This window comes from Bradyrhizobium sp. 26S5, from assembly GCF_036923295.1.
Taxonomy (GTDB): domain Bacteria; phylum Pseudomonadota; class Alphaproteobacteria; order Rhizobiales; family Xanthobacteraceae; genus Bradyrhizobium; species Bradyrhizobium septentrionale.
This window is the reverse complement of record NZ_CP145948.1, coordinates 7,113,741-7,139,620: the sequence shown is the minus strand read 5'-3', so window position 1 is coordinate 7,139,620 and position 25,880 is coordinate 7,113,741. Positions and strand designations below refer to the sequence as shown.

General features: G+C 64.0%; 22 protein-coding genes and 1 pseudogene. 16 read left to right on the top strand and 7 right to left on the bottom strand.

All coding sequences use genetic code 11. The annotated features are described in order from the left end of the window. The 7 genes from V5279_RS33720 (at position 1) to V5279_RS33690 (ending at position 7,976) form a co-directional block, all read left to right on the top strand. Complete coding sequence (locus tag V5279_RS33720) at positions 1-567, top strand: c-type cytochrome (RefSeq protein ID WP_338691382.1); 567 nt, start codon at positions 1-3, stop codon at positions 565-567. A gap of 72 nt (positions 568-639) precedes the next feature. Next, on the top strand, positions 640-2,031 hold the full coding sequence (locus V5279_RS33715) for an amidase family protein (RefSeq protein ID WP_338691381.1): 1,392 nt from the start codon (positions 640-642) through the stop codon (positions 2,029-2,031). Positions 2,032-2,042: 11 nt separating this feature from the next. After that, the gene (locus V5279_RS33710) at positions 2,043-2,519 is read left to right on the top strand and encodes a glutathione peroxidase (RefSeq protein WP_338701523.1); all 477 of its coding nucleotides are present in this window, start codon (positions 2,043-2,045) and stop codon (positions 2,517-2,519) included. Next, positions 2,516-2,782 (top strand): DUF3297 family protein, encoded by a 267-nt coding sequence (locus V5279_RS33705; RefSeq protein WP_338691380.1) that lies wholly within the window; start codon positions 2,516-2,518, stop codon positions 2,780-2,782. Before V5279_RS33710 ends, V5279_RS33705 begins: the two co-directional genes overlap by 4 nt. A 113-nt stretch (positions 2,783-2,895) precedes the next feature. Further along, on the top strand, positions 2,896-4,065 hold the full coding sequence (locus tag V5279_RS33700) for a mandelate racemase/muconate lactonizing enzyme family protein (RefSeq protein WP_338701521.1): 1,170 nt from the start codon (positions 2,896-2,898) through the stop codon (positions 4,063-4,065). A 169-nt stretch (positions 4,066-4,234) separates the two neighbouring features. Further along, entirely contained in the window at positions 4,235-5,296 is a 1,062-nt protein-coding gene (locus V5279_RS33695; protein ID WP_338691379.1) for a hypothetical protein, read from the top strand. Between the two features lie 310 nt (positions 5,297-5,606). Beyond that, positions 5,607-7,976, top strand: a complete 2,370-nt coding sequence (locus V5279_RS33690; protein ID WP_338691378.1) for a TonB-dependent siderophore receptor — start codon at positions 5,607-5,609, stop codon at positions 7,974-7,976. 239 nt (positions 7,977-8,215) lie between these two features. Here V5279_RS33690 and V5279_RS33685 read toward each other — a convergent pair whose 3' ends face one another. Together V5279_RS33685 and V5279_RS33680 are read right to left on the bottom strand one after the other, a co-directional pair. Next, a complete protein-coding gene (locus tag V5279_RS33685; RefSeq protein ID WP_166304172.1) occupies positions 8,216-9,580 on the bottom strand; it encodes a malonyl-CoA decarboxylase in 1,365 nt (454 codons plus the stop codon). Positions 9,581-9,738: 158 nt separating this feature from the next. After that, positions 9,739-10,551, bottom strand: coding sequence for a helix-turn-helix transcriptional regulator (locus tag V5279_RS33680; protein ID WP_338691377.1), 813 nt, complete (start codon positions 10,549-10,551; stop codon positions 9,739-9,741). A gap of 75 nt (positions 10,552-10,626) precedes the next feature. Between V5279_RS33680 and V5279_RS33675 the strand changes: the two are divergent. The 6 genes and pseudogenes from V5279_RS33675 (at position 10,627) to V5279_RS33650 (ending at position 18,081) form a co-directional block, all read left to right on the top strand. Continuing rightward, positions 10,627-11,816, top strand: a pseudogene (locus V5279_RS33675) (MFS transporter). 215 nt (positions 11,817-12,031) lie between these two features. Beyond that, positions 12,032-13,612, top strand: coding sequence for an SUMF1/EgtB/PvdO family nonheme iron enzyme (locus V5279_RS33670; RefSeq protein ID WP_338691376.1), 1,581 nt, complete (start codon positions 12,032-12,034; stop codon positions 13,610-13,612). Positions 13,613-13,649: 37 nt separating this feature from the next. Beyond that, positions 13,650-14,075: a DUF4399 domain-containing protein gene (locus V5279_RS33665; protein WP_338691375.1), complete on the top strand. Its 426-nt coding sequence runs from the start codon at positions 13,650-13,652 to the stop codon at positions 14,073-14,075. Between the two features lie 105 nt (positions 14,076-14,180). Continuing rightward, the gene (locus V5279_RS33660) at positions 14,181-14,978 is read left to right on the top strand and encodes a transporter substrate-binding domain-containing protein (protein ID WP_338691374.1); all 798 of its coding nucleotides are present in this window, start codon (positions 14,181-14,183) and stop codon (positions 14,976-14,978) included. A 488-nt stretch (positions 14,979-15,466) separates the two neighbouring features. Then, positions 15,467-16,285 carry a formate/nitrite transporter family protein gene (locus V5279_RS33655; protein WP_166214717.1) on the top strand — a complete coding sequence of 273 codons (819 nt, stop codon included), beginning with the start codon at positions 15,467-15,469 and terminating at the stop codon, positions 16,283-16,285. Between the two features lie 59 nt (positions 16,286-16,344). Then, positions 16,345-18,081, top strand: coding sequence for a protein kinase domain-containing protein (locus V5279_RS33650; RefSeq protein ID WP_338691373.1), 1,737 nt, complete (start codon positions 16,345-16,347; stop codon positions 18,079-18,081). Positions 18,082-18,232: 151 nt separating this feature from the next. Here V5279_RS33650 and V5279_RS33645 read toward each other — a convergent pair whose 3' ends face one another. Beyond that, positions 18,233-19,027 carry a substrate-binding domain-containing protein gene (locus V5279_RS33645; protein WP_338691372.1) on the bottom strand — a complete coding sequence of 265 codons (795 nt, stop codon included), beginning with the start codon at positions 19,025-19,027 and terminating at the stop codon, positions 18,233-18,235. A 172-nt stretch (positions 19,028-19,199) separates the two neighbouring features. Continuing rightward, complete coding sequence (locus V5279_RS33640; protein WP_338691371.1) at positions 19,200-20,423, bottom strand: polyhydroxyalkanoate depolymerase; 1,224 nt, start codon at positions 20,421-20,423, stop codon at positions 19,200-19,202. 175 nt (positions 20,424-20,598) lie between these two features. Here V5279_RS33640 and V5279_RS33635 point away from each other — a divergent pair, with 175 nt between their 5' ends. Together V5279_RS33635 and V5279_RS33630 are read left to right on the top strand one after the other, a co-directional pair. After that, on the top strand, positions 20,599-21,255 hold the full coding sequence (locus V5279_RS33635; protein WP_338691370.1) for a glutathione S-transferase: 657 nt from the start codon (positions 20,599-20,601) through the stop codon (positions 21,253-21,255). A 320-nt stretch (positions 21,256-21,575) separates the two neighbouring features. Continuing rightward, entirely contained in the window at positions 21,576-22,010 is a 435-nt protein-coding gene (locus V5279_RS33630; protein ID WP_166304188.1) for a cupin domain-containing protein, read from the top strand. A gap of 241 nt (positions 22,011-22,251) precedes the next feature. Here V5279_RS33630 and V5279_RS33625 read toward each other — a convergent pair whose 3' ends face one another. Further along, positions 22,252-22,476, bottom strand: a complete 225-nt coding sequence (locus V5279_RS33625; RefSeq protein ID WP_166304191.1) for a hypothetical protein — start codon at positions 22,474-22,476, stop codon at positions 22,252-22,254. A gap of 195 nt (positions 22,477-22,671) precedes the next feature. On the opposite strand from V5279_RS33625, the gene V5279_RS33620 reads away from it, so the two are divergent. Further along, complete coding sequence (locus V5279_RS33620; protein WP_414645864.1) at positions 22,672-23,043, top strand: hypothetical protein; 372 nt, start codon at positions 22,672-22,674, stop codon at positions 23,041-23,043. Positions 23,044-23,227: 184 nt separating this feature from the next. Here the strand turns inward: V5279_RS33620 and V5279_RS33615 are convergent, their stop codons facing one another. Together V5279_RS33615 and V5279_RS33610 are read right to left on the bottom strand one after the other, a co-directional pair. Next, positions 23,228-24,331: a mandelate racemase/muconate lactonizing enzyme family protein gene (locus tag V5279_RS33615; RefSeq protein ID WP_338691368.1), complete on the bottom strand. Its 1,104-nt coding sequence runs from the start codon at positions 24,329-24,331 to the stop codon at positions 23,228-23,230. Positions 24,332-24,479: 148 nt separating this feature from the next. Beyond that, complete coding sequence (locus V5279_RS33610; RefSeq protein WP_338691367.1) at positions 24,480-25,721, bottom strand: ABC transporter substrate-binding protein; 1,242 nt, start codon at positions 25,719-25,721, stop codon at positions 24,480-24,482. Positions 25,722-25,880 lie beyond the last annotated feature (159 nt).

The following is a 25,880-nucleotide window of genomic DNA, read 5'->3' as shown; positions in this document are numbered from 1 at the left end:
ATGCGTAAGCTCGCAATCGCTGCGGCGCTCGCCACTCTCAGCTTCTCCGCAAATGCCGAGACCATCCAGGAGCGCACTGCTGCGTGCTTTGCCTGCCACGGCGAGCATGGCACCTCGGAAACCGAGAACACGCCCTCGCTCGGGGGCCAGCAGGCGCCCTATGCGCTGATCCAGCTCTTCATGTTCCGCGAGAAGCTGCGCACCTTCGAGCCGATGAACGAGATGGCGAAGTCGATGACCGACGACGATTTGCGCGCCTTCTCCGATTTCATCGCCACCCTGCCGAAGCCCACGCCGCCCACGGAGGCCGGCGATCCGGCGCGGATGGCGCGCGGCCAGGCGCTGGTGCAGCAGAACCGCTGCAACGCCTGCCATAACACCGATTTCTCCGGCAAGGAGAACGTCCCCCGCATCGCCAACCAGCGCGAGGACTACCTCGCCAAGACCATGGCCGAATACAAGGACAATAGCCGCCACGGCTACGACGCGACCATGGCCGACGTGATGCAGCCGGTCGCCAAGGAGCAGATCGCCGACCTTGCCTATTACATCGCGCATGTCCGCTGAAACAACGGGCGGCGGGCCGCTGGCCTTGTTCTCCGTGCGGCGCTAAAACGCCTGCGTCACACGGAGTTGCACATGCAGGATCTTTGGCGTCTGTCGGCGGCTGAACTCGCCGGCCTCATCAAATCAAAGAAGGTATCGGCGAAAGAGGCCGCCGAGGCCGGGCTTGCCCGGCTCGACGCGGTCAACCCGAAGATCAACGCGGTGGTCGATCACCGGCCGGACGACGTGCTGGCGCAGGCCGCTTCGATCGATGCGGCAATTGCGCGCGGCGAGGCGGTCGGTCCGCTCGCCGGCGTGCCCATCACCATCAAGGTCAATGTCGACCAGGAAGGCTATGCCACCACCAACGGGCTGAAGGCGCAGCGCGACCTCATCGCCAAGGTCGACAACCCGGTGGTCGCCAATCTGCGCAAGGCCGGCGCGGTGCTGCTCGGCCGCACCAATTGTCCCGCGGTCTCCTATCGCTGGTTCACCACCAATCTCATTCACGGCGACACCAAGAACCCGCGCGATCCCGGCATCACCCCGGGTGGCTCGTCGGGCGGCGCGGGCTCGGCGGTTGCGGCCGGCATCGGCCATATCGCGCACGGCACCGATATCGCTGGCTCGGTCCGCTATCCGGCCTATGCCTGCGGCGTGCACGGCCTGCGGCCGAGCATGGGCCGTATCCCGGCCTTCAATTCGGCGCTGCCGGAGCGGCCGATCGGCCCGCAGATCAGCGCGGTGTCGGGTCCGCTGGCGCGCACCGTCAACGATCTGCGCATCTCGCTTGCCGCGATGTCGGCGCCTGACTATCGCGATCCCTGGTACGCGCCGGTGCCGCTCGAGGGCCCGCCGCGGGAAAAACGCGTTGCGATGTGCCTCAATCCCGATGGTCTCAATCCGGTGCCGGAAGTGGTCGCCGCGGTGGCCGATGCCGGCAGGCGACTGCAGAAGGCCGGTTGGATCGTCGAGGAGATCGCCGACACACCGTCCCTGCGTGAGGCGGCCGAGATCCAGACCCGGCTCTGGCTCGGCGACGGTTACGAGGCCCAGCTCGCATTCGCCGAACGCGAGGGCGATCCCGGTGCGCTGGCCTGCCTGCGCGGCGTCCGCGCCAGGGTGCATCCGTTCGACCTGTCGCAGGCGCTGACCCGCCGCGCGACCTTGACCCGCGAATGGTTTGCCTTCTTCGACAAATATCCGGTGCTGTTGATGCCGGTGTCCGGTGAGCTGCCGTTCCCCGATCATCTCGACCGCAAGGACGAGGCCTCGTTCGCGCGGGTGTGGCACGCGCAGCTGCCGCAGATCGCGATCCCGTTCATGGGGCTTCCCGGGCTCGTCGTCTCCACCGGCCTCGTGGGGCGGATTCCGGTCGGCGTGCAGCTGGTGGCCGGCCGCTACCGCGAGGACCTCTGCCTTGCCGCGGGCGAGGCGGTCGAGGCGGGCGGCACGCCGTCGTCGCCGATCGATCCAGCGGGGTAACGGCAATGACGATGTCACGCGTCTATGATTTCACCGCCAAGTCGCTGTCCGGCGACGACGTGCCGCTGCAGCGCTTCGAGGGGCAGGTGTTGCTGATCGTCAACACCGCGAGCGCCTGCGGGTTCACGCCACAATACAAGGGCCTGCAGGAGCTGCACGCCGACCTGTCGCCGCGCGGCTTTGCCGTGCTCGGCTTTCCGTGCAACCAGTTCGGCGCGCAGGAGCCGGGCGACGCAGCGCAGATCGCCTCGTTCTGCGAGACCAACTATTCCGTGACGTTTCCGATGTTCGCCAAGATCGACGTCAATGGCGCCGGTGCGCATCCATTGTATGAGCACCTGAAACGTGAGAAGTCGGGCCTGCTCGGACCCTCGATCAAGTGGAACTTCACCAAGTTCCTGGTCGATCGCTCCGGCAAGGTCGTGGCGCGGCACGCGCCGACCGCCCGGCCCGAAGGATTGAAGAGGGAGATCGAGGCGCTGCTATGAGCGACAACAACGACGATACCACCAACGAGCAATTTCCGGACCGTCTCTCGATCGATCCGAAGAGCCCCTATTACAACGAGGCGATCCTGTCGCGTGACGTCGGCATCCGCTTCAAGGGTGCCGAGAAGACCAATGTCGAGGAGTACTGCATCAGCGAAGGCTGGGTGCGGGTCACCGCCGGCAACGCCAAGGACCGTTACGGCAATCCGCTGACCATCAAGGTGCACGGGCCGGTCGAGCCGTATTTCCGGGACAAGAAGTAGCCGCCGTCATTCCGGGGCGATGCAAAGCATCGACCCCGGAATCTCGAGATTCCGGGTCTGGTGCTTGCGCACCATCCCGGAATGACATGCCTAACAACTCCGAAGGCAACACCATGTCCGTCCGCATCGTCGACGTCCGCGAGGTCACCAAACCGATCTCCTCGCCGATCCGCAACGCCTATATCGATTTCAGCAAGATGACCTCGAGCCTGGTCGCCGTGGTCACCGATGTGATGCGCGACGGCAAGCGGGTGGTCGGCTATGGCTTCAATTCCAACGGCCGCTACGGGCAGGGCGGTCTGATCCGCGAGCGCTTTGCGCCCCGCCTGCTTGAGGCCGATCCGAAATCACTGCTCGATGCCGACGGCAGCAATCTCGATCCGGACAAGGTCTGGTCGACGCTGATGTCGAACGAGAAGCCGGGCGGCCATGGCGAGCGCTCGGTCGCGGTCGGCACCATCGATATGGCGGTGTGGGACGCGGTGGCGAAGATTGCCGGCAAGCCGCTGTTCCGGCTGCTCGCCGAGCGCCACGGCGTGACCGCCAATCCGCGCGTCTTCGTCTATGCCGCCGGCGGCTACTACTATCCGGGCAAGGACCTCGGCGCGCTGCGCAAGGAAATGCGCGGCTATCTCGACCGCGGCTACAACGTCGTGAAGATGAAGATCGGCGGCGCGCCGCTCGCCGAGGACCGCGAGCGGATCGAGGCGGTGCTGAAGGAGATCGGCAGTAACGCGCAGCTTGCGGTCGACGCCAATGGCCGCTTCGATCTGGAGACCGCGATCGCCTACGCCAAGATGCTGCGCGAGTATCCGCTGTTCTGGTACGAGGAGGCCGGCGATCCGCTCGACTACGCGCTGCAGGCAGCACTGGCCGAGTTCTATCCCGGCCCGATGGCGACCGGCGAGAACCTGTTCAGCCACCAGGATGCGCGCAACCTGATCCGCTACGGCGGCATGCGGCCGGATCGCGACTGGCTGCAGTTCGACTGCGCGCTGTCCTACGGTCTCTGCGAATATCAGCGCACGCTTGCGGTGCTGAAGACCCACGGCTGGTCGCCGAGCCGCTGCATCCCGCATGGCGGCCACCAGATGTCGCTCAACATCGCGGCCGGCCTCGGCCTCGGCGGCAATGAGAGCTATCCCGACCTGTTCCAGCCCTATGGCGGTTTCGCCGACGGCGTGCGCGTCGAGGGTGGCCACATCGTGATGCCCGACCTTCCGGGCATCGGTTTTGAGGGCAAGTCTGATCTCTACAAGGAGATGAAGGCGCTGGCCGCGTAGTCCGTGCCCAATCCGGCCGGCCAGGCATCCTTGAGTCTGCTTGCAAAATAATGTGAGCGGCGCTCAAGAAAATGTTGAACGTTGCTCACGTTCCGGTATACTCATGCAGGAGAGACGCCTCTTTCCGGGTCACCGGGTGAGGCGCGGAACCGGCCGTGAGGATAGCCGCATGCCATATTCAGCGAAGAATCTCCGGGACGCCGCCGATGCCGGGGTGATCAGCACGGCTGATCTGGAACGCTTGCTCACCTTCCTGGCGAGCAGCGACGGGCAGGGCGCAGACAGTGGCGCCAGCCCGGCGGCGAAATTCGATGCCGCGCATGTGCTCTGGTACGCCGGCGCGCTGATCGTGATCGGTGCCATGGGCCTGTTCTCGACCCTGGCGTTCACCCAGATGGGCGGCCGGGCGCTGACGGCCTGCGCGATCGCCTACGCCACCGCTTTCACTGTCGCCGGTCACCACCTCTGGTACGGCAAGAATCTGCGGGTTCCCGGCGGCCTGTTGATCGCGATCGCGGTCTCGATGGCGCCGCTCGCGGTCTATGGCGTCCAGGATGAGCTTGGCTGGTGGGGCAAGTTCGGCAAGCCCGGAACCGTGCACGACTTCTACGTCTGGGTGAAGGGCAGTTGGATCTTCATGGAGATCGCAACTGTTGCGGCCGGCATCGTCGCGCTGCGCTACTTCCGCTTCGCCTTCATCGTCGCGATCATCGCGTTCGCGCTGTGGTTCATGTCGATGGATCTGGCGCCGTGGTTCAGCGGCATGGATTATGCCGACTTCGAGACGCGGCGCCGCGTGTCGATCTGGTTCGGATTGGCCGTGCTCGCGGTGGCGTGGATCGTCGACTATCGCAGCCGCAACGGCGACTTTGCGTTCTGGCTGCATCTGTTCGGCCTGATGGCGTTCTGGGGCGGAATTACCGCGTCCGAAGGCTCGACCGAACTGGGCAAGGCGGTCTACTGCCTGCTCAATGTCGGCCTGATCGCGCTCGCCGTGATCCTGATGCGGCGCGCCTATGCGGTGTTCGGCGCGTTCGGCATCTGCATCTATCTCGGACATCTGGCCGACGTCGTGTTCAAGGACTCGCTGTGGTTTCCGTTCGCGCTGTCGCTGATCGGAATTGCCGTGATCGCCGCCGGCCTGCTCTACCATCGCAATGAGCGCGCGATCGCCGGCTGGATCGATGCGCATCTGCCGGCGGGGCTGCGGCCGCGATCCGCGATCGCGTGAGGCCGCTCTTCGTCGCTTTAGAACCGATACAATCTGGAATCCCTACAAGAAGGGCGGCGCGCAAGCGCCGTTCTTCGTTTCCCGGCGCAAATCCGGAAGCCGACAGAAACCATTTGCATCCTTGACTTTTCCAACGCTGTGCGCGCCGCGAGGCGTACTTGCGCGCTTTCGTCGCGATTTTATTCCGTTCTCGCGCAAAAATTTTCTTAAGTCCGTCGTCTGGACGCACAGCGCCCCACGTCTCTAGAGGACGGCGCATCGCCTTCGTGCAAGGCGAGAGTTGCTTCGAGAATTGCTTGGGGACGACGTCATGGCATCGAGATCACAAACCAACCGCCGCACTGTGTTGCTGGCGAAGCTTTCGCTGCTTACGGCGAGCTATCTCGCGCTGAGCGTACCGCTCGCAACCTCAGTTGCGCGGGCGCAGTCGGCGCCGGCGCAAGGCGTCTCGACGTTGCCGCCGGTCACCGTCACCCTGTCGGCGGCGCAACGCCGCCGCAGCGCGCCGAAGACTGCGCGCAACACCGCCGCCACGCGCGGCCGCCGCACCCAGACCGCGCGGCGGATCGAGCCCGCGGCTACGGCAAAGCCGTTTGCGGAATCGCAGGACGCGCGCACCGGCACGTCAGGCTATTTCGCCAACAGCACCTCCGTTGCGACCAGGACCAACACCGCGATCGTCAACATCCCGCAATCGCTCAACGTCATCACGCGGGAGCAGATCCGCGACCAGAACTACCAGGGCCTCACCGACGTCACCCGCTACGTCCCCAGCGTCGCCGTGCATCAGGGCGAGGGCAATCGCGACGAGCTGGTGATCCGCGGCGTCGATTCCAGCGCCAATTTCTTCGTCAACGGCTTCCGCGACGACGTCCAGTATTTCCGCGACATGTACAACGCCCAGAGCATCGAGGTGCTGAAGGGGCCGAGCGCGCTGACCTTCGGCCGCGGCGCCGGCGGCGGCCTGCTCAACCGCACGCTCAAGGAGGCCGACGGCAACCGCGTCTACGAGGCAACCGCGCAGACCGGCTCATGGGGCGATCGCCGCGTCACCCTCGATGCCGGGCAGGCGATCAACGAGAACGTGGCGGCGCGGCTCAACGTGTTCTACGAGGGCGCCGACGCGTTCCGCGATTTCAATCATCTGGAACGCTACGGCATCAATCCGACCGTGACGCTGAAGCCCGACGACAACACCAAGATCAAGCTGAGCTACGAGTATTTCCACGACGAGCGTACCGCCGATCGCGGCAATCCCTCGCAGGGACTGCCGGGCGGCGCGACCCGCTTCAATCCGACCACGCCGTTTGCGCCGAACGGCGATTTCTCGACCTTCTTCGGCAGTCCAGCGCTGAACACCGCGCAGGCGACGGTGCAGACCGGCATGGCAATCATGGAGCACGATTTCGAGAACGGGCTGACGGTGCGCAACGGCACCATCGCCGCCGACTATCAGAAGTTCTACCAGAACGTCTATCCGACGGGCGGTGCGCTCGCCGGAGCGGTCAATCCGGCCGACACCGCGGTCAATCTCGGCGCCTATCAGCACACCACCAACCGCGACAACGTCTTCAACCAGACCGATTTCACCTACAAGACCTGGACCGGACCGCTGTTCCACACCGTGGGCTTCGGCACCGAATTCGGCCGCCAGACCGGCGTCGACATCCGCAACACCGGCGTGTTTCCGAACGGCACCAACACCATCGTGCAGAACCCGTTCGCGCCGACCTATTTCGGCCCGGTGACCTTCATCCACCATTTCACCGGCACCAACACCGACGGCGTCACCACGCCCGACTCGAACAGCCGCTACGCGCTGAACATCCAGTCCGGCTATGTCAGGGACACCATCGAGATCTCGCGCGCCGTGCAGATCATCGCCGGCGCGCGGTTCGACCGCTTCGACATGTCGGCCACCGACATGAACACCAACATCAACCGCGGCCGCGTCGACAATCTGGTGTCGCCGCAGGGCGCCCTGATCATCAAGCCGATCGAGCAGATGTCGGTCTACACCGCCTACAGCATCTCCTATCTGCCGGCCTCGGGCGACCAGTTCAGCGCGCTGACCGACGGCACGCTGATCCTGCAGCCGCAGCGCTTCGAGAATGTCGAGCTCGGCATGAAATGGAACATCAATCCGAAGCTGCTGTTCTCGACCGCGGTCTACAATCTGAACCGCACCAACCAGCCGATCGCCGACGGCAACAATCCCGGCTTCTTCTTCCCCTCCGGCAGCACGCTGACCCGCGGCGTCGAGGCGAGCCTGACCGGTTACGTCACCGAGCAGTGGCAGTCGTCGCTGGCCTATGCCTATACCGATGCGAAGATCACCGGCGCGACGTCGGCGACCGTCGTGCCCGGCAACCGCGTCCAGCTCGTGCCGTATAATCAGTTCGCCTGGTGGAACAAATATCAGTTCACGCCGATGTGGGCGGCCGCGCTCGGCGTGATCTATTTCGGCGATTCCTTCGCCTCGTCCGACGACACCGTGCGGCTGCCGAGCTTCGTCCGCTTCGACGCGGCGGTCTATGCCAAGATCGACGAGACCTGGAGCGCCCAGCTCAATGTCGAGAACATTTTCGACAAGGGCTATTGGGCCTCCGCCGACGGCAACAACAACATCTCGCCGGGACAGGGCCGCACGGTGCGGCTGATGGCGCGGGCGAGGTTTTAGGCGGCGAGGGCCTCGACTACGTGCCGTCATTGCTGTCGATGTTCACGGCCCCGTCATCCCCGCGCAAAGGCGGCTTCGCCTTTGTCGCTGGAGGAGCCGCGAAGCGGCGTCTCGAAGGATCGACGGCCACCGGCCGGGCCGTGCATCCTTCGAGGCTCGCTCCGCTCGCACCTCAGGATGACGGTGTTGGAATGCGCTCTCTGTCGTCGTTGCCATGACGCGGATGGAGCTGGGTCTCATTACCCCAACCGCATGTCCAGCAGCCGCCGGCCTTCGCCCTTCAACAGCTTCTTCACCGCGCTCGAGGCGATCACCTCGCCATTGTTGGCGTAGGCCTCGTGGTTCTTCTCGATGTCGTCGAGGCGGTAGAGGTAGTTGACCATGACGCCGGCGGATTCGCGCAGGCCCTTGGGCGAGAGGTCGCCGAGCCAGTTGATCCGCTCCAGCCGTGCGCCGTTGCCGAGATGGAAGCGCGCGACCGAATCGATCAGCCGTCCCTTCGGCGTGCGCGCCTTCAGGAAGTAGTAGGCGGCGAGCGGCTCCAGCACGGTACGCAGCTGCGCGGCGAACTCGGGGTTCTCGGACCAGCCGGGCTTGCCGAGGCTTTCCAAGAGCTGGCGGTCCTCATCGGTGAGCGGCACGTCGTCGGCCTGCTTGACCCACTGCATGAAGCCCGGCACCGGCGACAGCGTCACGAAGGTGTCGAGTTTCGGCAATTCGCGGCGCAGCTCCTCGACCACCTGCTTGATCAGGAAGCTGCCGAAGGAGATGCCGCCAAGTCCGCGCTGGGTGTTGGAGATCGAATAGAACACCGCGGTGCGGGCCCGCTCGACCGCCACCGGCTCGCGCTCTTCGGCGAGCAGCGGCGCGATCGCGCCCGGGATGGTTTCGGTCAGCGCGACCTCGACGAAGATCAGCGGCTCATCGGTCAGCGCCGGGTGGAAGAACGCGTAGCAGCGGCGATCCACCGGATCGATGCGGCGGCGCAGATCGTCCCAGTCGCGGATCTCGTGCACGGCCTCATAGCGGATGATCTTCTCCAGAATATTGGCCGGCGATGACCAGTCTATCCTGCGCAGCACCAGAAATCCCCTGTTGAACCAGGATGAGAGCAGATGCACCACGTCGCGATCGAGCGCGGCGAGGTCCTTGTTGCCCTTCATCAATGAAAGCAGATCGGATCGCATCGACACCAGCTCGCCGGTGCCGCCCGGCGCGCGATTGAGCCGGCGGATCAATTCCTGGCGGCGCGGTTCGGAGGCGAAATGCAAGTCGCTGGCGTCGTCGCCATTGGCCTTGTCGTTCACCTTGGCGCGCCAGCTTTCGATCGCCTGCGCCAGCCTGGCGTGATCGGGCCCGAAGTCGCGCGCCAGCGTCTGGAAGAACGACAGCTGCCCGGGGGTATCGAGATGGTGGTAGCGGTCGAGCACTTCGCGCGCCATCGCGGTACCGGAGGCTTCGCCGCGGCCGGACAATAGCGCCTCGCACAATTCCAGCAGCTCGGACGGATCCTGCTTGTCGTCGGCCGGGCTGGCGCGGCCGAGCAGCACGCGGCCGCGTTCGGAGATCGTGGAGAGCAGGTCGGAGAAAAAGGCGTTGGCCATGAGCAGGTCGTATCCAGCGGGTCGCATCCAGTGAAGCCGGACCTTACACGGGATTTAAGGTCGGGAGGACTGCAATCAAGCGCAGGGATCGTACGGAAATATGTCGCAGCCCGACAGCGGTATAATTCGTCATGACTACTCCCGATGACGAATCCCGTTCACGTTTTCTCGCACGTTTTCTCCGCGAACGCGGTCGGTGTCTTGCCGGTGACCTGGCGGAACGCGTGGGAGAATGCCGGCACGCTGGCATAGCCGAGGTCGGCGGCGACCTGCTTGACCGAAACATTCGCGTTGGTCGACAGCCGCTCGATCGCGGCCGCGATGCGGGCGCGCTGGCACCAGCTCTTGAAGGAGAGCTGCGTCTCCACCGAGAACAACCGCGATAGCGTCCGCGCCGAGGTGCCGACCATGCGCGCCAACGCGTCGATCTCGTGATCCCCCGTCGGATCGGCGAGCACGATATCGGCGGCGCGGCGGCAGCGCGGCTCCTGCGGCAGCGGGATGAAGGTCGCGGAATCCTCGGCCTGGTGCAGCTCCAGCATCACGAGGCGGATCAAGAGGTCGGTGCGCTCGCGTCCGCATGATGTGTCGAACAGCGCAAGGATCGCCTGGTGCACAAGGGGCGAGACCCGCACCACGAATTCGTGGTCGAGGCTGTCGCTGCGCTCCTCGCGTGCGAGCCAGGCCTGGTCGAAATACAGCGTGCGCATCTCGATGTCGGCGAGCACATCGATCGCATGCGGCAGCAGGGCAGGGACCCACACCGCGCGGTCCGGCGGCACCAGCCAGCGGCCCTTCGGCGTGGTCACCTGCATGGTGCCCGAGGCGGCATAGACCAGCTGGGCCTCGCGGTGCATGTGCGGGTCGAGCCGGACGCCCTTGGGATAGTTGCGCGCGACCAGATGCACGCCATCGCCGGTGATGCGCCGGTCCTTGTGGAGCGCTCTGATTGGCGGTTCAGCGATAGTCATTGGCGACATCCCGTCAGGACAAGCACCTATAACCTATTTTTCGAGCAATTGAAGAATCGCGTGAGAGACGTGCCCATGAATAGCCCAAGCAACAGTCCGAGCCGGGTGATCACCTTCGTCAACGCCGCCCATTTCATCGATCACTACGCGATGCTGATCTTCGCCGCCGCCGTCATCATCATGGGCCCGGCGCTCGGCATGGCCTATTCGGAACTGCTGCCCTATGCGACGCCGGGCTTCATCGCCTTCGGTGCCGGCTCGCTGATCACGGGCTGGCTCGGCGACCGCTGGAGCCGCCGCCACATGATGCTGATCTTCTTCGTCGGCATCGGCCTGTCGATGATCTCGGTCGGCTTCGTCTCGAGCCCGCTGCAGCTCGGCGCGGCGTTGCTGGCGATCGGCATCTTCGCCTCGATCTACCATCCGGTCGGCACCGCGATGATCGTGTCCTATGCCGAGAAGCTCGGCGCCGAGATGGGAATCAATGGCGTCTGGGGCAATCTCGGCGTCGCCTCGTCGGCGCTGGTCACCGGCGTGATCGGCCAGTATCTCGGCTGGCGCTGGGCGTTCATCGTGCCCGGCACCGTCACCGTGCTGATCGGCATCGCCTTTGCGATGACGGTGGTGCATGAGGACCGCAAGGGCTCCAAACAGGCCGCAGCCCAGGCGCGCGTCGCCAAGCAGGACATGTGGCGCGTGGTGCTGTCGCTCTGATCGTGGTGATTGCGATCTCGACCACCTTCAACGCGGTGACGGTGGCGCTGCCAAAACTGTTCGCCGAACGGCTCGCCGACTTGACCGGGAGCCCGGCGCTGCTCGGCGTGATCGCGGCCGGGGTCTATGTGTTCGGCGCGATGACGCAGTACACGATCGGCAAGCTGCTCGACAGGCATTCGCTGAAGACGGTGGCGCTGCCGCTGTCGTTCATGCTGGCGCCGTTCCTTTATCTCGCCGCGAACCTGTCCAACCTGCCGCTGATCGTGGTCTCGATCGGCATCGTGATGGGTGCGTTCGGCCAGGTGACGGTGAACGATGCCATGGTCGGCAAGTACACCACCGAGGAATGGCGCTCGCGCGCCTATGCGGTGCGCTATTTCGTCGGCTTCACCGCGGCCGGCGCCTCGGTCGGCCTGGTGGCCTGGCTGTACGACCAGGGCGGCTTCGCCATGATGCTGCGCGCCTTCGCGGCACTCTGCCTGCTGGCGATTGCGGCCGCGATCATCCTGCCGCGCGAGATCCGGGCGCCGGCCGCCCAGGCGGGCTGACGCAATAGTGTCTTGCCACCCGGTTTGCCGTTGAGATAGTACCCGCCCGCTCGCCCGGCGGGTGCGCGGCTCATGCGCGGGCGGCAATCCGTGAGCTTGGTCACGCTTCGCGAAACTTTGTTCCAATCCGAAGGTGTGGTAGGTTTAACCGAGCCTCGGGGACGAAGGCGCCGGTTGCGCCTCGAGCACAAATTTTTTGGAGCAGCCGGAGCCCCATGGGAGAAATTCGCGACTTCAAGTCAGGCCGGTCTCAGCCTCCCGGCGAGACTCCCGGCAATTCGATGCCGCGGCGCCTCGCAGCGATCGTTGCCGGCGATATCGCCGGCTACAGCCGGTTGATGCAACTTGACGAAGAGGGCACGCATACCCGCGTCAAGCGGATCGAGCGCGATCTCGTCGAGCCGACCATTGCCGAGCACCACGGCAAGCTGGTTAAGACCACCGGCGATGGCTTTATCGCGATATTCGACAGCCCGGTCGAGGCCGTCCGTTGCAGCATCGTGATCCAGCAGAACATGATCGGCCGCAACGCGGCGATCGCGAGAGATCACTGGATCGAGTACCGGATCGGCGTCAACCTCGGCGACGTCATCATCGAACCCGACGATATCTATGGCGACGGCGTCAACGTCGCCTCGCGTCTGGAAGGGATTGCGGCGCCGGGTGACGTCTTCATCTCCGGTGGCATCTACGAGCAGATCAAGCACAAGATGGTCTGCGGATACGAATCGCTCGGCGACCGCAAGGTCAAGAACATCACCGATCCGGTCCGGGTTTATCGCGTGTTGCCGGACGCCGCCGCGTACCAAAGGACGCGCCGGCGCCGTGAGTCCATCCTGCTCACGCTGCTCGGATTGGCGGTCGCAATCATCGCCGGCGGTGTGCTCTGGTACATGCTCGCGCAACCGCGCGGCAAGCAGGCTGAGGTGGCGCAGGCGCCGCCGGTATCGCCGGCTTCGCCGACCGTTCAGCAGCCGGCACCGAGCCCGGCTCCAACTCAATCTGCAAGTCCGCTCCCAAGCCAGAGCCCAAGTCAGAGCCCAAGTCAGATCCCAAGCGCAGCGCCAACACAGCAGGCGTTGCCTCAGGCTGCACCGTCCGCCAGTCCCGCCGTGTCGGTGCCGGAGCCCGAAATGGTCTCGCTGCAGGGCGGCAGCTTCTCGATGGGAAGCAATGACGACCCTTCGGAGCGGCCGGTCCGCAAGGTGACGGTCAAGCCGTTCGCCATGGGAAAATATCCGGTCACCGTGCGCGAATGGAATGCCTGCGCGGAGGCCAAGGCTTGCGGCTTCACGGTCACCGGCAAGGACGACGTTCCGGTTACCAATGTGAGCTGGAATGACGCGAAGCAATATGTGGCGTGGCTCGCCGAGCGCACCAAAAAGGCCTATCGGCTGCCGAGCGAGGCCGAATGGGAGTATGCGGCGCGTGGTGGAACGCAGTCGAAATACTGGTGGGGCGACCAGATGCAATCGGGCAACGCAGGTTGCAAGGATTGCGGCGGTAGTGCTGCGACCGAACAACCGGTCAAGGTCGGCAGCTTCAAGCCGAATCCGTTCGGTCTCTACGACATGGGCGGCGGGGTCGATCAATGGGTGGAGGATTGCTGGCACAGGAACTACCAGGGCGCGTCGGCCGACGGTGCGGTCTGGTCCGGCGGCGACTGCGCCTCCCATGTCCTTCGCTCCGGCTCCTGGAAGAACGACGCCCGCTATGTGCGTCCGGCCAATCGCGACAATTACGACGCCAATGTCCGTTACCCGACCCACGGTTTCCGGGTCGCGCTGTCTCCCTGAGCGATCGTCTGCAATCGCGGGGTTTCATGGAGGGGATATGAAAAGTACAGGCTTGATCATGCTCGCTGCAGCACTGACGTTGTTCGCGGCTCCGGCCAATGCGCAGAACAAGCCGGCAGGGAAGGACACCAAGCTGTATTTCCTCTGGCCGCACAACGGGGTGACGGTGAAGAGCCCATTCTGGTGTCGCTTCGGGCTGCGCAATATGGGCGTCACCCATGCCGGCGACGACTATCCGAACAGCGGCCACCACCATCTTCTGATCGACGTGAACGAGCCGTTGAATCCGAATGAGCCGATCCCGTCGGACAAGTCTCATCTGCACTTCGGTGCAGGACAGACCGAGACGCAGCTCGACCTGCCGCGGGGCAAGCATACCTTGCAGCTGGTGCTGGGCGACGCCAAGCACTATCCATTCAGCCCGCCCGTCGTTTCCGAGAAAATCACCATCCGGGTCAGATAGGCCGATACGGATAGCTCCCCTGCGGGACCGGCGCTTGCGCCGGGCCATGCCGTGCGGTTTGTTGCGCGCCTGCCGGACAAGCAAGATTCGGCGTGGAGGGCACCGATGTCGTCTCGATTGCAGCGTCTGGCTGGCCTCGTTCTGGGAGCGATGATGATGGCCACATCTGCCAATGCCGACGCCTTGAAGGATCAGATCGCGCCGAGCGGAAAGCTCCGGGTCGCGATTGCGATCAGCCCGGCCGGCGGCGCGTTCTGGTCGACCAAGACCGAGAACGGCTATGCCGGCGTTCCCGTCGATCTCGGCAAGGAGATGGCGGCACAGCTCGGGGTATCAGTCGAATACGTCGTGCATCAGAATTCCGGCCAGATCACCGACGCGGCGTCGAACAACAGCTGGGACGTCACCTTCCTGCCCAAGGATCCCGATCGCGAAACCAAGATGACGTTCGGGCCGATCTACGAGGTCGCCGACGCCACCTATATCGTCAGGCCGGGTTCCAAGATCACGAATTTCGCAACGCTCGACCAGGACGGCGTCAAGGTCGCCGCCGTCAACAACACCACGACCATGCGTGGTGCGATCGCGCATCTCAAGCACGCCAGGGTCACGGGTTATCAGACCTATGACGAGATCTTCCATCTCCTGGAGAATGGTGACGTCGACGCCTTCGCGCTATCGCGCGATCAGCTGATCGCGATGGCGAAGAAGATTCCGGGCACGTGCGTGCTGGACGAAACCTTCAAGCAGACCGTCACCGCGGTCGCGGTGCCGCTCAACCATCCGCTCGCCGCGGCGTTCGCCACCAAGTTCATGACGGAGGCAATCGCCAACGGCACGCTGCGCAAGGCCTATGACAATAACGGGCTGAAGGACTCGCCGGTTCGGACCGAGGTGAAGTAGCGGCGCATATCGACCCTATCCCCGTCATCCTGAGGTGCGAGCTCTTGCGAGCCTCGAAGGATCGACGGCCACCAGCCGGGCCGTCCATCCTTCGAGACGCGCGCAAGAGCGCGCTCCTCAGGATGACGGAGACGGACAGGCGCGCTGCCGTGGGTGACATCTGTGCAAGCTGCATAATTCGGCGCCATCGCGCCCGCCTGCCTCTCGGGTGGCATGGTAAGTCATTGTATTAACACGAATTTTAAACTGCGGCCGACGCCTGCGGTTGGCACATGCATTGCTTTTGATTGCATCAGTCAATGACGACTGCCGTCCTCCGGATTGCCGAAGCCAGTGAAGGCCAAGGCGAGGGGATCAAGGCGCCCGGTCCGGGCGTCTCGAGCAATCGTTAGACCCCATCTCCCCGGCCGGACGAGCATTTCAATCAACCCGCGTCGCTTCCGGCAATTGCATCCGGCGCGGCCGAATTGCGCAAGGGGACTTTACGAATGGCCTATCTCGCACCGTCCGAATTCGTCACCAAGATGGTCGACGCCGGCGAATCCAAGATCTTCATGTCGACCCGCGACACGGTGATCCGCGCCTACATGGCCGGCGCGATCCTCGCGCTGGCGGCAGCGTTTGCGGTCACCATCAACGTCAACACCGGCGTGACGATCGTCGGCGCCGCGCTGTTTCCGGTCGGCTTCTGCATGCTCTATCTGTTCGGCTTTGACCTGCTGACCGGCGTGTTCGTGCTGTCGCCGCTCGCGCTGATCGACAAGCGGCCCGGCGTCACGCTCGGTGGCGTTCTGCGCAACTGGGGGCTCGTGTTCATCGGCAATTTTGCCGGCGCTTTCACGGTGGCGGTGATGATGGCGATCGTCTTCACGTTCGGCTTCTCCTCGCCGCCCGACAAGGTCGGCCAGGTGATCGGCACCATCGGCGAGAGCCGCACCGTCGGTTACGCGGCGCATGGCGCGGCCGGCATGCTGACGCTGTTCATCCGCGGCATGCTCTGCAACTGGATGGTCTCGGCCGGCGTGGTCGGCGCGATGATCTCGACCACGGTCAGCGGCAAGGTGATCGCGATGTGGATGCCGATCATGTTGTTCTTCTACATGACCTTCGAGCATTCGATCGTGAACATGTTCCTGTTCCCGTCCGGCCTCATGCTCGGCGGTCACTTCACGATCATGGATTACCTGATCTGGAACGAGATCCCGACCGTGGTCGGCAATCTGGTCGGCGGCCTCGCATTCACCGGGCTCACGCTCTACACGACGCATATCAAGACGGCGCCGAAGCGCCAGCGCCTCGCGGCTTGATCCAGGCCGGCTGATGGGGCTCTCTGTCATGGAGGGCCCCATTCGCATTGGGACGGTCGATGCCGCGTGCGCTGAAAATATCGGTCGGGCAATTCTCTGATAAGGGCCGCAAGGACACCAATCAGGATTTTCACGGCGTGCTGATCCCGGACGAGCCGCTGCTCGGCCTGAAGGGCATCGCCGTGGTGCTCGCCGACGGCATCTCCTCGAGCAGCGTCAGCCGCGTCGCCGCCGAATCCGCGGTCAAGAGCTTCCTGACCGACTATTACTGCACCTCGGAATCCTGGTCGGTGAAGAGCTCGGCACAGCGGGTGCTGGAGGCGACCAATTCCTGGCTGCACGCCCAGACCAGACGCAGCCAGAATCCCTACGACAAGGACAAGGGTTACGTCTGCACGCTGAGCGCCATGGTGATCCGGTCGACCACGGCGCATCTGTTTCATGTCGGCGACAGCAGGATTTACCGCGTCGCCGGCACCAGTCTCGAGCAATTGACCAACGACCATCGCGTCGTGATCTCCTCGCAGCAGAGCTATCTCGGCCGTGCGCTGGGCGTAAACCCGCAGCTCGAGATCGACTACCAGCATCTCCCGCTGGAGCGCGGCGACACTTTTCTGCTGGTGACCGACGGCATCTACGAGCACGTCGCCCCGCGCCAGCTTGCGAAGACGATTCTGGACGGCGCTGGCGATCTCGATGCTACAGCGAAATCGATCGTCGAGCAGGCCTATGAGAACGGCAGCCCGGACAATCTCACCGCGCAGATCATCCGGATCGATGCCTTGCCCGACGGCGATGCCAGCGAGGTGTTCGGCCAGCCGACCGAGCTGCCGCTGCCGCCGCTGCTCGATGCAAGGATGCTGTTCGACGGCTACCGCGTGGTGCGCGAGCTGCATGCATCGCACCGCAGCCACATCTATCTCGCGGTCGACGAGGACTCTGGCACCACGGTCACGATCAAGATCCCCTCGATCGACTTGCGTGACGATGGTGCCTATCTGAAGCGCTTCGTGATGGAGGAGTGGGTCGCCAAGCGGATCGACAGCCCGCATGTGCTGAAGCCGTTTCTGCCGCAACGCAGGCGCAATTTCCTCTATGTGACGATGGAATATATCGACGGCCAGACGCTGACGCAGTGGATGATCGATAATCCGTCGCCCGCGCTGGAGACGGTGCGCGACATCACCGAGCAAATTGCAAAAGGCCTGCGCGCGTTCCACCGCAAGGAGATGCTGCACCAGGACATCCGGCCCGACAACATCATGATCGACCGGACCGGCACGGTGAAGATCATCGATTTCGGCTCGACGCGGATCGCGGGTGTCGCCGACGCGGCGCCATCGGGCGGCGAGGATATTTTGGGCACCCAGCAATACACCGCGCCGGAGTATTTTCTGGGCGAGGCCGGCACGGCGCGCTCCGACCTGTTCTCGCTCGGCGTCGTCACCTATCAGATGCTGACCGGACGCTTGCCCTATGGCGCGCAGATCGCCCGCGCCCGCACCCGATCAGACTTCAACAGGCTGGTCTATCGTCCGGCCGGGCATGGCGGCCGCGACGTCCCGAACTGGGTCGATGGCGCGCTGGAGCGCGCCGTGCACGCCAATCCGCTCAAGCGCTACGAGAGTTTTTCCGAGTTCCTGTTCGACCTGCGCAATCCCAACGCTAAATATCTGACGACGTCATCGACCCCGCTGATCGAGCGCAACCCGGTGCTGTTCTGGAAGTCGACCACGCTGCTGCTGGCGCTGGTTGTGGTCCTGCTGCTCGCCTACGGCGCGCATCATTTGCGGTAGGGGGACAAGTCCTCTACCTATCTCCGTCATCCTGAGGTGCGAGCGAAGCGAGCCTCGAAGGATGAATCGGCCACCGGCCGGGCCGTGCATCCTTCGAGACGCTCTGCGCGCTCCTCAGGATGACGGGAAGAGAGTGGGCGATGCCTTCTTGCTAATGCGTCGCGCTCGCCGGAATCGGATCCAGCCCGCTCTTGACCAGCGCGTCGCGCGCGTCCGGCGAGGCGAGGAAGCTGATCAGCGCCTTGCCGGCGCCGGGCTCCTTTGAGACCGACGCGATGCCGGCGGAGAACACCGTGATCTTCTGCAGCGGCTCCGGCAGGGGGCCGACGATGTCGATGCCGGCGACCGGCTTCAGCTCCGAGATCTGCTGCAGGCCGATCTCGGCTTCGCCCTTGGCCACGATCTCGCCGACCGGGGTCGCCGGGATCATCCGCGCCTTGTCCTTCATCTGATCGGCGATGCCGAGCTTTGCGAACATCTCGGTCGAGACATAGACGCCGCTGGCGCTGTCGGAATAGGCGACCGACTTCGCCGCCAGCAGCGCCTGCTTGACGGTGTCGGCCGAGCTGATGTCCGGCCTCAGTGCGCCTGCCTTGACTGCGATCCCGATCGGCGATTTCACGAGGTCGACGCGGCTGTCGGCTGTGACCTTGCCCTGCTTGACGAGGTCGCCGAGCGCATAGCCGACCATGATCAGCACGTCGGCCGGCTCGCCGCGCTCCAGCCGCACCGGAATGGCGTTGGTCGTGGTGCCCATCGACGGCCCAAACGCGGTCACCACCTTGTGCCCGGTCTTGCGCTCGAACTCCGGCACCAGCGCCTTGTAGGCCGCGGTCAGCCCGCCCGAGATCATGACGTGGACTTCGGCGGCGGAGGCGGCTGACGTGAAGGCGAGGGCGCCGATGACGGCGAGCGTGAGGGCGCGGAAGGCGGTGGCGGAACGCATGGAGTTTCTCCCAGGACGATTCTTGGGACGGGGTCGTCGTGGAGAAGGAGATTACTGCCCGGAAAGAGGCGTGACTAGGTATTCGCTGTCAAGCAATCCATGCCACTGCGCATGCGGAAACATGGATTGCTTCGCTGCGCTCGCAATGACGGGGAGAGAGCGTCGTCAGCCCTTACGAATTCACATGCACGAAATCGCGCAGCAGCGGGTAGATCTCGTTGTTCCAGCGCTTGCCGGAGAACACACCGTAATGGCCGACCCCGGCCTGCATGTGGTGCACCTTGCGATAGGTGCGGACGCCGGTGCAGAGGTCCTGGGCGGCGAGCGTCTGGCCGATCGAGCAGATGTCGTCCTTCTCGCCTTCCACCGTCATCAGGCCCATGCGCCGGATCGCCGCCGGGTTCACCGGGCGGCCGCGGTGCATCAGCATGCCCTGCGGCAACAGATGCTCCTGGAACACGTCGCGCACCGTCTCGATGTAGAACTCCGCCGGCAGATCCATGACCGCGAAATACTCGTCGTAGAAGGTCTTGATCACCTCGGCCTTGGCGGTCTCGCCCTTGGCGAGATGGTTGGCGAGATCGATGTGCTGCTTGATGTGCCGCTCCAGGTTCATCGACACGAAGGCCGTGAGCTGCACGAAGCCGGGATAGACCTGACGCAACGCGCCCTTGCACTGCATGGGCACGTAGTTGATCAGATTATCCTCGAACCATTTGATCGGTTTGCTCTTGGCAAACTCGTTGACCTTGGTCGGCTGGATCCGCGTGTCGATCGGTCCGGCCATCAGGGTCAGCGACGCCGGCCGCGCCGGATGATTGTCCTCCGACATGATCGCAGCGGCCGCCAGCGCCGACACTGAGGGCTGGCAGATCGCCACCATATGCGCGCGGGGACCCATCTGGCCGAGGAAGTCGATCAGATGGTCGGTGTAGTCCTCGAGCCCGAACCGGCCTTCCCTGCGCGGGATGTCGCGCGGATTGTGCCAGTCGGTGATGTAGACGTCGTGGTCCTGCAGCAGGGTCTTCACCGTGCCGCGCAGCAGCGTGGCAAAATGGCCGGACATCGGCGCCACCAGCAGCATCTGCGGCTGCTCCGGTCCGTCGACCTTCCTGAAATGCAGCAGCGAGCCGAACGGCGTCGCATAGGCGACCTCCTCGGTCACCTGGTATTCCCTGTTGCCGGAGGTGACGCTGCCGATGGCGTAGTCGGGACGGGCGTAGGTCAGGGTGGAGCGCGAGATCAGCTCGAGCGCCGCCGCGAGCCGGCCGTACACCCGGTCGGTGGCGCCCTGCGGCACCAGATTGAGGTATTTCAGCGCCGCTGCGGCCCCGGTCCGCCATGGCGCCGTGAAGTCCATGTGGTTCTGGTAAGCTTGGTACATCATTGACATCATACGCATCCGCCCCTGGCCCGGCTGGCTATGCAATATCGACGCCAGAGAGGGGGCGGGCTGCCCGGCAAATTGGCACGTGGCTTGCTGCAAAAATGAACGGCTTCGGGGGCGCGGCGGCTTGGACCGGCGCGCAGGTCCGGGGGCTAAGGACGCGTTCAGGGCGTGAGGAGCGGGCATGGCGAAAGCGACACTCACCATCAGCAGCAAGAATTATTCGTCGTGGTCGCTGCGCGGCTGGCTGCTGGCGAAATTCGCCGGGCTGGAGTTCGAGGAGGTGGTCACGGCGCCCGACGACGCCTCGGCACGGGCCGAATTGCTGCTGTTGTCATCGTCGATCCTGGTGCCCTGCCTGCGCCACGAGGGCGCAACCGTCTGGGATACGCTGGCGATCGGCGAGTATCTCAACGAGATCATGCCGCATGCCGGGCTATTGCCGGACGACCGCATCCGGCGCGCGCATTGCCGCTCGATCTCGGGCGAAATCCATTCCGGCTTCACCACGCTGCGGGCCTCGCTGCCGGTCAACCTCAAGGGCCATTTCCCCGGCTTCAAGATCTGGTCGCGGGCGCAGGCCGACATCGACCGCGTCTGCGTGATCTGGCGCGATTGCCTCGGCATATCAGGCGGGCCGTTTCTGTTCGGCGAACGCCGTACCATGGCGGACGCGATGTATGCGCCGGTCGTGACCCGCTTCATGACCTATGACGTGAAGCTCGATCCCGTGCTCGCGGCGTATGCCAAGACCATCATGGCGATGCCCGAGATGCAGGAATGGATCGAGGCCGCGAAGGCCGAGCCTGCCGATGTCGAGGAGCTCGAGGTCGAATATTAGGCAGCGCGCACTCGGCCTGCCTGCGTCGGCGGCTCAAGCTCCAGGCAAGCCTTGCTCAACAGACGTGCCGTCGGCGTCAGGTCCTGGCGGCGCGCGGGGCGCGCGACGCGATCCGCGCCGAATGAAAATTTGCGCTTTGCGCCAGATGCTTCCACTGCGACATCAGCTCACGGCAAGACCGAACACTGCAGCACAATCGGGCTGGCAAGGATTTCGCATAGCAACATCGAGCTGTGACCGCGACGATGCGACGCTGCCGAAAATTTGGACGCTGAGCCCGCGCCGCGATCTCGCGAATACGAGAACCGTGGAGGCTTGAAATGAATCAGCACGCCGTCGTCAGCAAATTCTCCCACGTCAAACCAGGTGACACCGAGTTCAAGGGCGGAGGTCTGCGCGACTTCTTCCTGTATCGTGATCTCGGCATCGCCGACGCCACCGGCGGGCAGGTGATCTGCCATCTGGTCAAGGCCAATCCCGATCTGCCGCCGGAGCAGGGCACCGGCTGGCACAAGCATCTGTGCGATTTCCAGATCGTCATCATGACCAAGGGCTGGGCCCGCTTCATGTACGAGGACAAGGAGACGCTGGTCGAGGCCGGCGACGTCATCCATCAGCGCCCCGGCATCACCCACTATCTGTTCGATTACTCGAAGGACATGGAATACCTCGAGATCGTCAGCCCGGCCGATTTCAAGACCGTGGATGTGCCGCCGGCGACCGAGACGGTGCCGCCGGTCACGCCTTGGAAATGACCGCGAGGAGGGTTCGCAATGTAGTCTGCGGAGGAATTAACCTTTGTCGTCGGTCGCTGGCTGCCGCCGATCGTGATGCTTCTGTATGTGGTGCGCAGCATCGGGCTGATGACCACATCTAGCCGTGAACAACGGAGTACGGCGCTCGATCAGTGATTCGGACGCGGTTCGTTCCACCCGCGTTCCAAATCTTAAAGTCGTGCGCGTGCGCGTCGCGTTTTGAAACAGCGCTTGTGCGCTGTTACGCCATGCCCGCCTGCTTCACGCGCGGCATGCGCCAGGCAATGACATTGACCTCCAGCGCGCCGCCGGTTGTGTCATTGCGCCACCGGCCGTCGATGAACCGGCAGGCGAACGGCAGCTGATACGTTCCGCTGTGATCCTCACAAAGCACTTCCACGCGTTGTTCCGGCGAAGGTTCGCCATTGCCGTCGAATTGCGCCAGCCGTTTTTCGCGCGTAGCCATACGATCTGTCTCCACTGCCCAAGGTCGAGCCAAAAGGGGTCGAACCAAACGAGTTCCGAAGGCCCCCGTCCCCACGAGTAGTCCCCGTAATGGGTGAAGCACACCGCTTGAATGCGGTTTCAGTGTGGTATGTCTGCCTAGCTTTCAGCGTCGTGAGCACAAAACTGTGAAAGACGCTTCTGATCGGGGATGATGATGTTCGCTCGTATGGCTGTTGCCTTGCTCGCGCTGATTGCGCTCGGCGTCGTCGGAACCGCGCATGCGCAAGACGTTCCCGGCATCGAGATCTGCACCGTCGAGAAGACGATGGAGCGGCGCACCAGCTGTCTGCAGAGCAATGTCGATTTCCTGCAGAAGACCATCAACAAGCTGACATCAGATCATCAGCAGAAGCTCGACGCCGCCAACCGGCAGATCGAAAGCCTGAAGAGTTCGGTCGCGAGTTTGCAGAAGCTCGTCGCCGACCAGCAGGCGGGGCAGGTCAAGCTGACGGAAGATTTGAAGAAGAAGGCTGACGCTCCGCCGGCGAAGGATGCTGCGCCTGCCGCGAAGGACGGGACGAAGTAGCAAAGGTCGATCCGCGAATTGCCTTCGCCTCTCCCGCTTGCGGGGGAGGCCGTATCGCATCGTCAGATGCGATACGGGTGGGGGCTTTCTCCGCACGAAGGATATCGCTTGCGGTGACACCCCCACCCCAACCCTCCCCCGCAAGCGGGAGAGGGGGCGCACTTTCTTCGCTGCTCATCTCGGCTCACGCCACCCGATACTGCTCCATCACATCGCGATCCGGCTCGTAGCCGAGCCCGGGGCCCTGCGGCACGGCGACATGGCCGTTGGCGTCGACAGCGATGCGGTCGCCCCACAGGCAGGCGGGGCGCTTCATGAAGAACATTTCGATCAGGCCTTCGTCGCGGATCGCCATCAGATGCAGGGTGGCGAGGAAACCCGGCCCGAAATAGGGCGAGTGCGGAATCACCTGGACGCCGAACTCGTCGGCGAGCACGGCCACCTTCAGGAATTCGGTGACGCCGCCGACCTTGATCACCGACGGCTGCGCGTGACTGACCGCGCCTGCGGTCATCATCTGGCGGAATTGATGCACGGTGCAGGCGTTCTCGCCGGCCGCGATATCGAGCCGGCCCTCCCGACGCACCTCGGCGAGCGTCGCAAAATCCTCCGGCGGCCAGACCGGCTCCTCCAGGAACATCGGCGCGGCCTGCTTGCAGTCGCGGGCGAATTGTATCGCCGCCGGCCCGTCCAGCGGGCAGTTCATGTCGACCATCAGCGGCACGCCGGGGCCGCTCGCCTCGCGTGCGGCGGATACCGCCGGCACGGTGGTCTCGTGCAGCTTGATCGCGGCATAGCCGAGCTTGATCGCCTTCCTGCATTCGGCGGCGATCTGCGCGGGATTGCCGATCCGCATCAGGCTTGCATAGGCCGGGATGGAGCTGCGCCGCGCGCCGCCGATCAATTGATGCAGCGGTGCGCCCTTGACCTTGCCGGCCAGATCCCACAGCGCGATGTCGAGCGCCGAGATCGCAAACATCGTGATGCCGTAGCGGCCGAACAGATGCAAATTGCGCTGGATCTGCTCCATCACCGCGGGAATCTTTGCGGCGTCCGGCACGTCGAGGCCGCGTGCCTGCGGCGCGATCATCTCGGTCACCGCCGTGCAACTCGTCTTCGGGCAGACATAGGCGAAGGCATCGCCCCAGCCGGTCAGGCCGGCATCGGTCGACACCTCGACCAGCACCATGTCGAGCGCCGAGATCGCGGATGCGCCCTGGCGGAAGCTCGCGGGCCCTGCGTCATAGGGAATGCGGATATGGTGGGCGCGGACATCGGTGATCTTCATTGTTGTTGTCCTTCCGATCGCAGGATGTGCCTGGTTCCAGCCATCCCAACTCTTGCTTGTGACGAGTTTTGCTCGGCAATCGTGTCGAAGGCGTGGATGCCCGGCTTCGGGCCGGGCATCGGGGACTGCGAAATTGCGGAGAAAGCTGTTACGAGCTCTTCTCGCCGCTCATGACGGGACCGAACCGCTCCCAGCTCTCGCCCTTGAAGCGCATCATCTGCAACTGCTCGATCGGTGCATAGTCATCCGGCCCGGTCTTGATCTTGGTGCCGGGCAGGTAGATGCCGATCTCGAAGTTGAGGCTGGCCGCCTGCTTGATCAGGTTCTCGCGGGTCAGGTCGTCGCCGCATTGCCGCAACACCTGCTCCAGCCCCTTGGCGACGCCATAGCCGAACACGGTCGAGGCGTCGTTCTGGTCGCCTTCAGGATACCACTTGGTCATGAAGGCACGCCACTCGTTCATGGCCGAATCGCTCTTCCACTCGTGATCCGCGGGATCCTTCAGATACTGGGTCGACAGGATGTCCTGGCTCGCCTCGTAGCCGGCCGGCTTCATCACGCCGCCGATCGAGACCGAGACGTTGGTCAGGAACTGGACCGGATGCCAGTCGAGCTCAGCGGCCTTCTTGATCGCCTGCGCCGCGAATTTCGGGGTTGCGATGTTGACGAAGATGTCGGGGTTGGCGCCCTTGATCTGCACGATCTGCGAATCCACCGTCGGTGACGAGGTCTCGTAGGAGGATTCGACGATGATCAGCTTCTTGGCCTGATCGCCGAGCCCGTCGTGCAGCCCGATCAGATAGTCCTTGCCGAAATCGTCATTCTGATAGAGCACGCCGATGGTCTTGCCGGGATATTTCTGCAGAATGTATTTGGCATAGATGCGGGCCTCGACCTGGTAGCTCGGCTGCCAGCCCATGGTCCACGGGAAATTCTTCGGGTCGTTCCACTTGGCGGCGCCGGTGGAGACGAACAGCTGCGGCACCTTCTTGGCATTCATGTATTTCTGGATCGCGGTGTTGCCCGGCGTGCCCAGCGGATTGAAGATCAAGAGCACCTCGTCGCTCTCGACCAGCTTGCGGGCCTGCTCGACCATCTTCGGCGGGCTGTAGGCGTCATCATAGGAGATGAAGTTGACCTTGCGACCGTTGATGCCGCCTTCGCTATTGAGCTTGCTGAAATAGGCGGCTTCGGTCTTGCCGATCGTGGCATAGGCGGACGCCGGACCCGAATAGGGCATGATGTTGCCGACCTTGATCTCGGTATCGGTCGCGCCCGGATCATACTTCTTCTGTGCGTTGGCGGCGGTTGCGACGGCGATCGTCAAAAGCCCCGCAAGCGCCGCTGATTTGACGCAGTTGACATAGCTCAGGCGTGGGTAGTGCATCATTGTCCTCCCTGACATGCTGGCCGCGGCTCGTGCAGTCTTGATTTTCGGGCAGCTTGATGAGCCGTCGGATCGATGCAACTGCGAGTATGCACGATTGCAACGGTGTTACCAGCGACGGCTTTGCGGTAAATTTCCGTGGAGCGGAACCAGAGTTTCCGC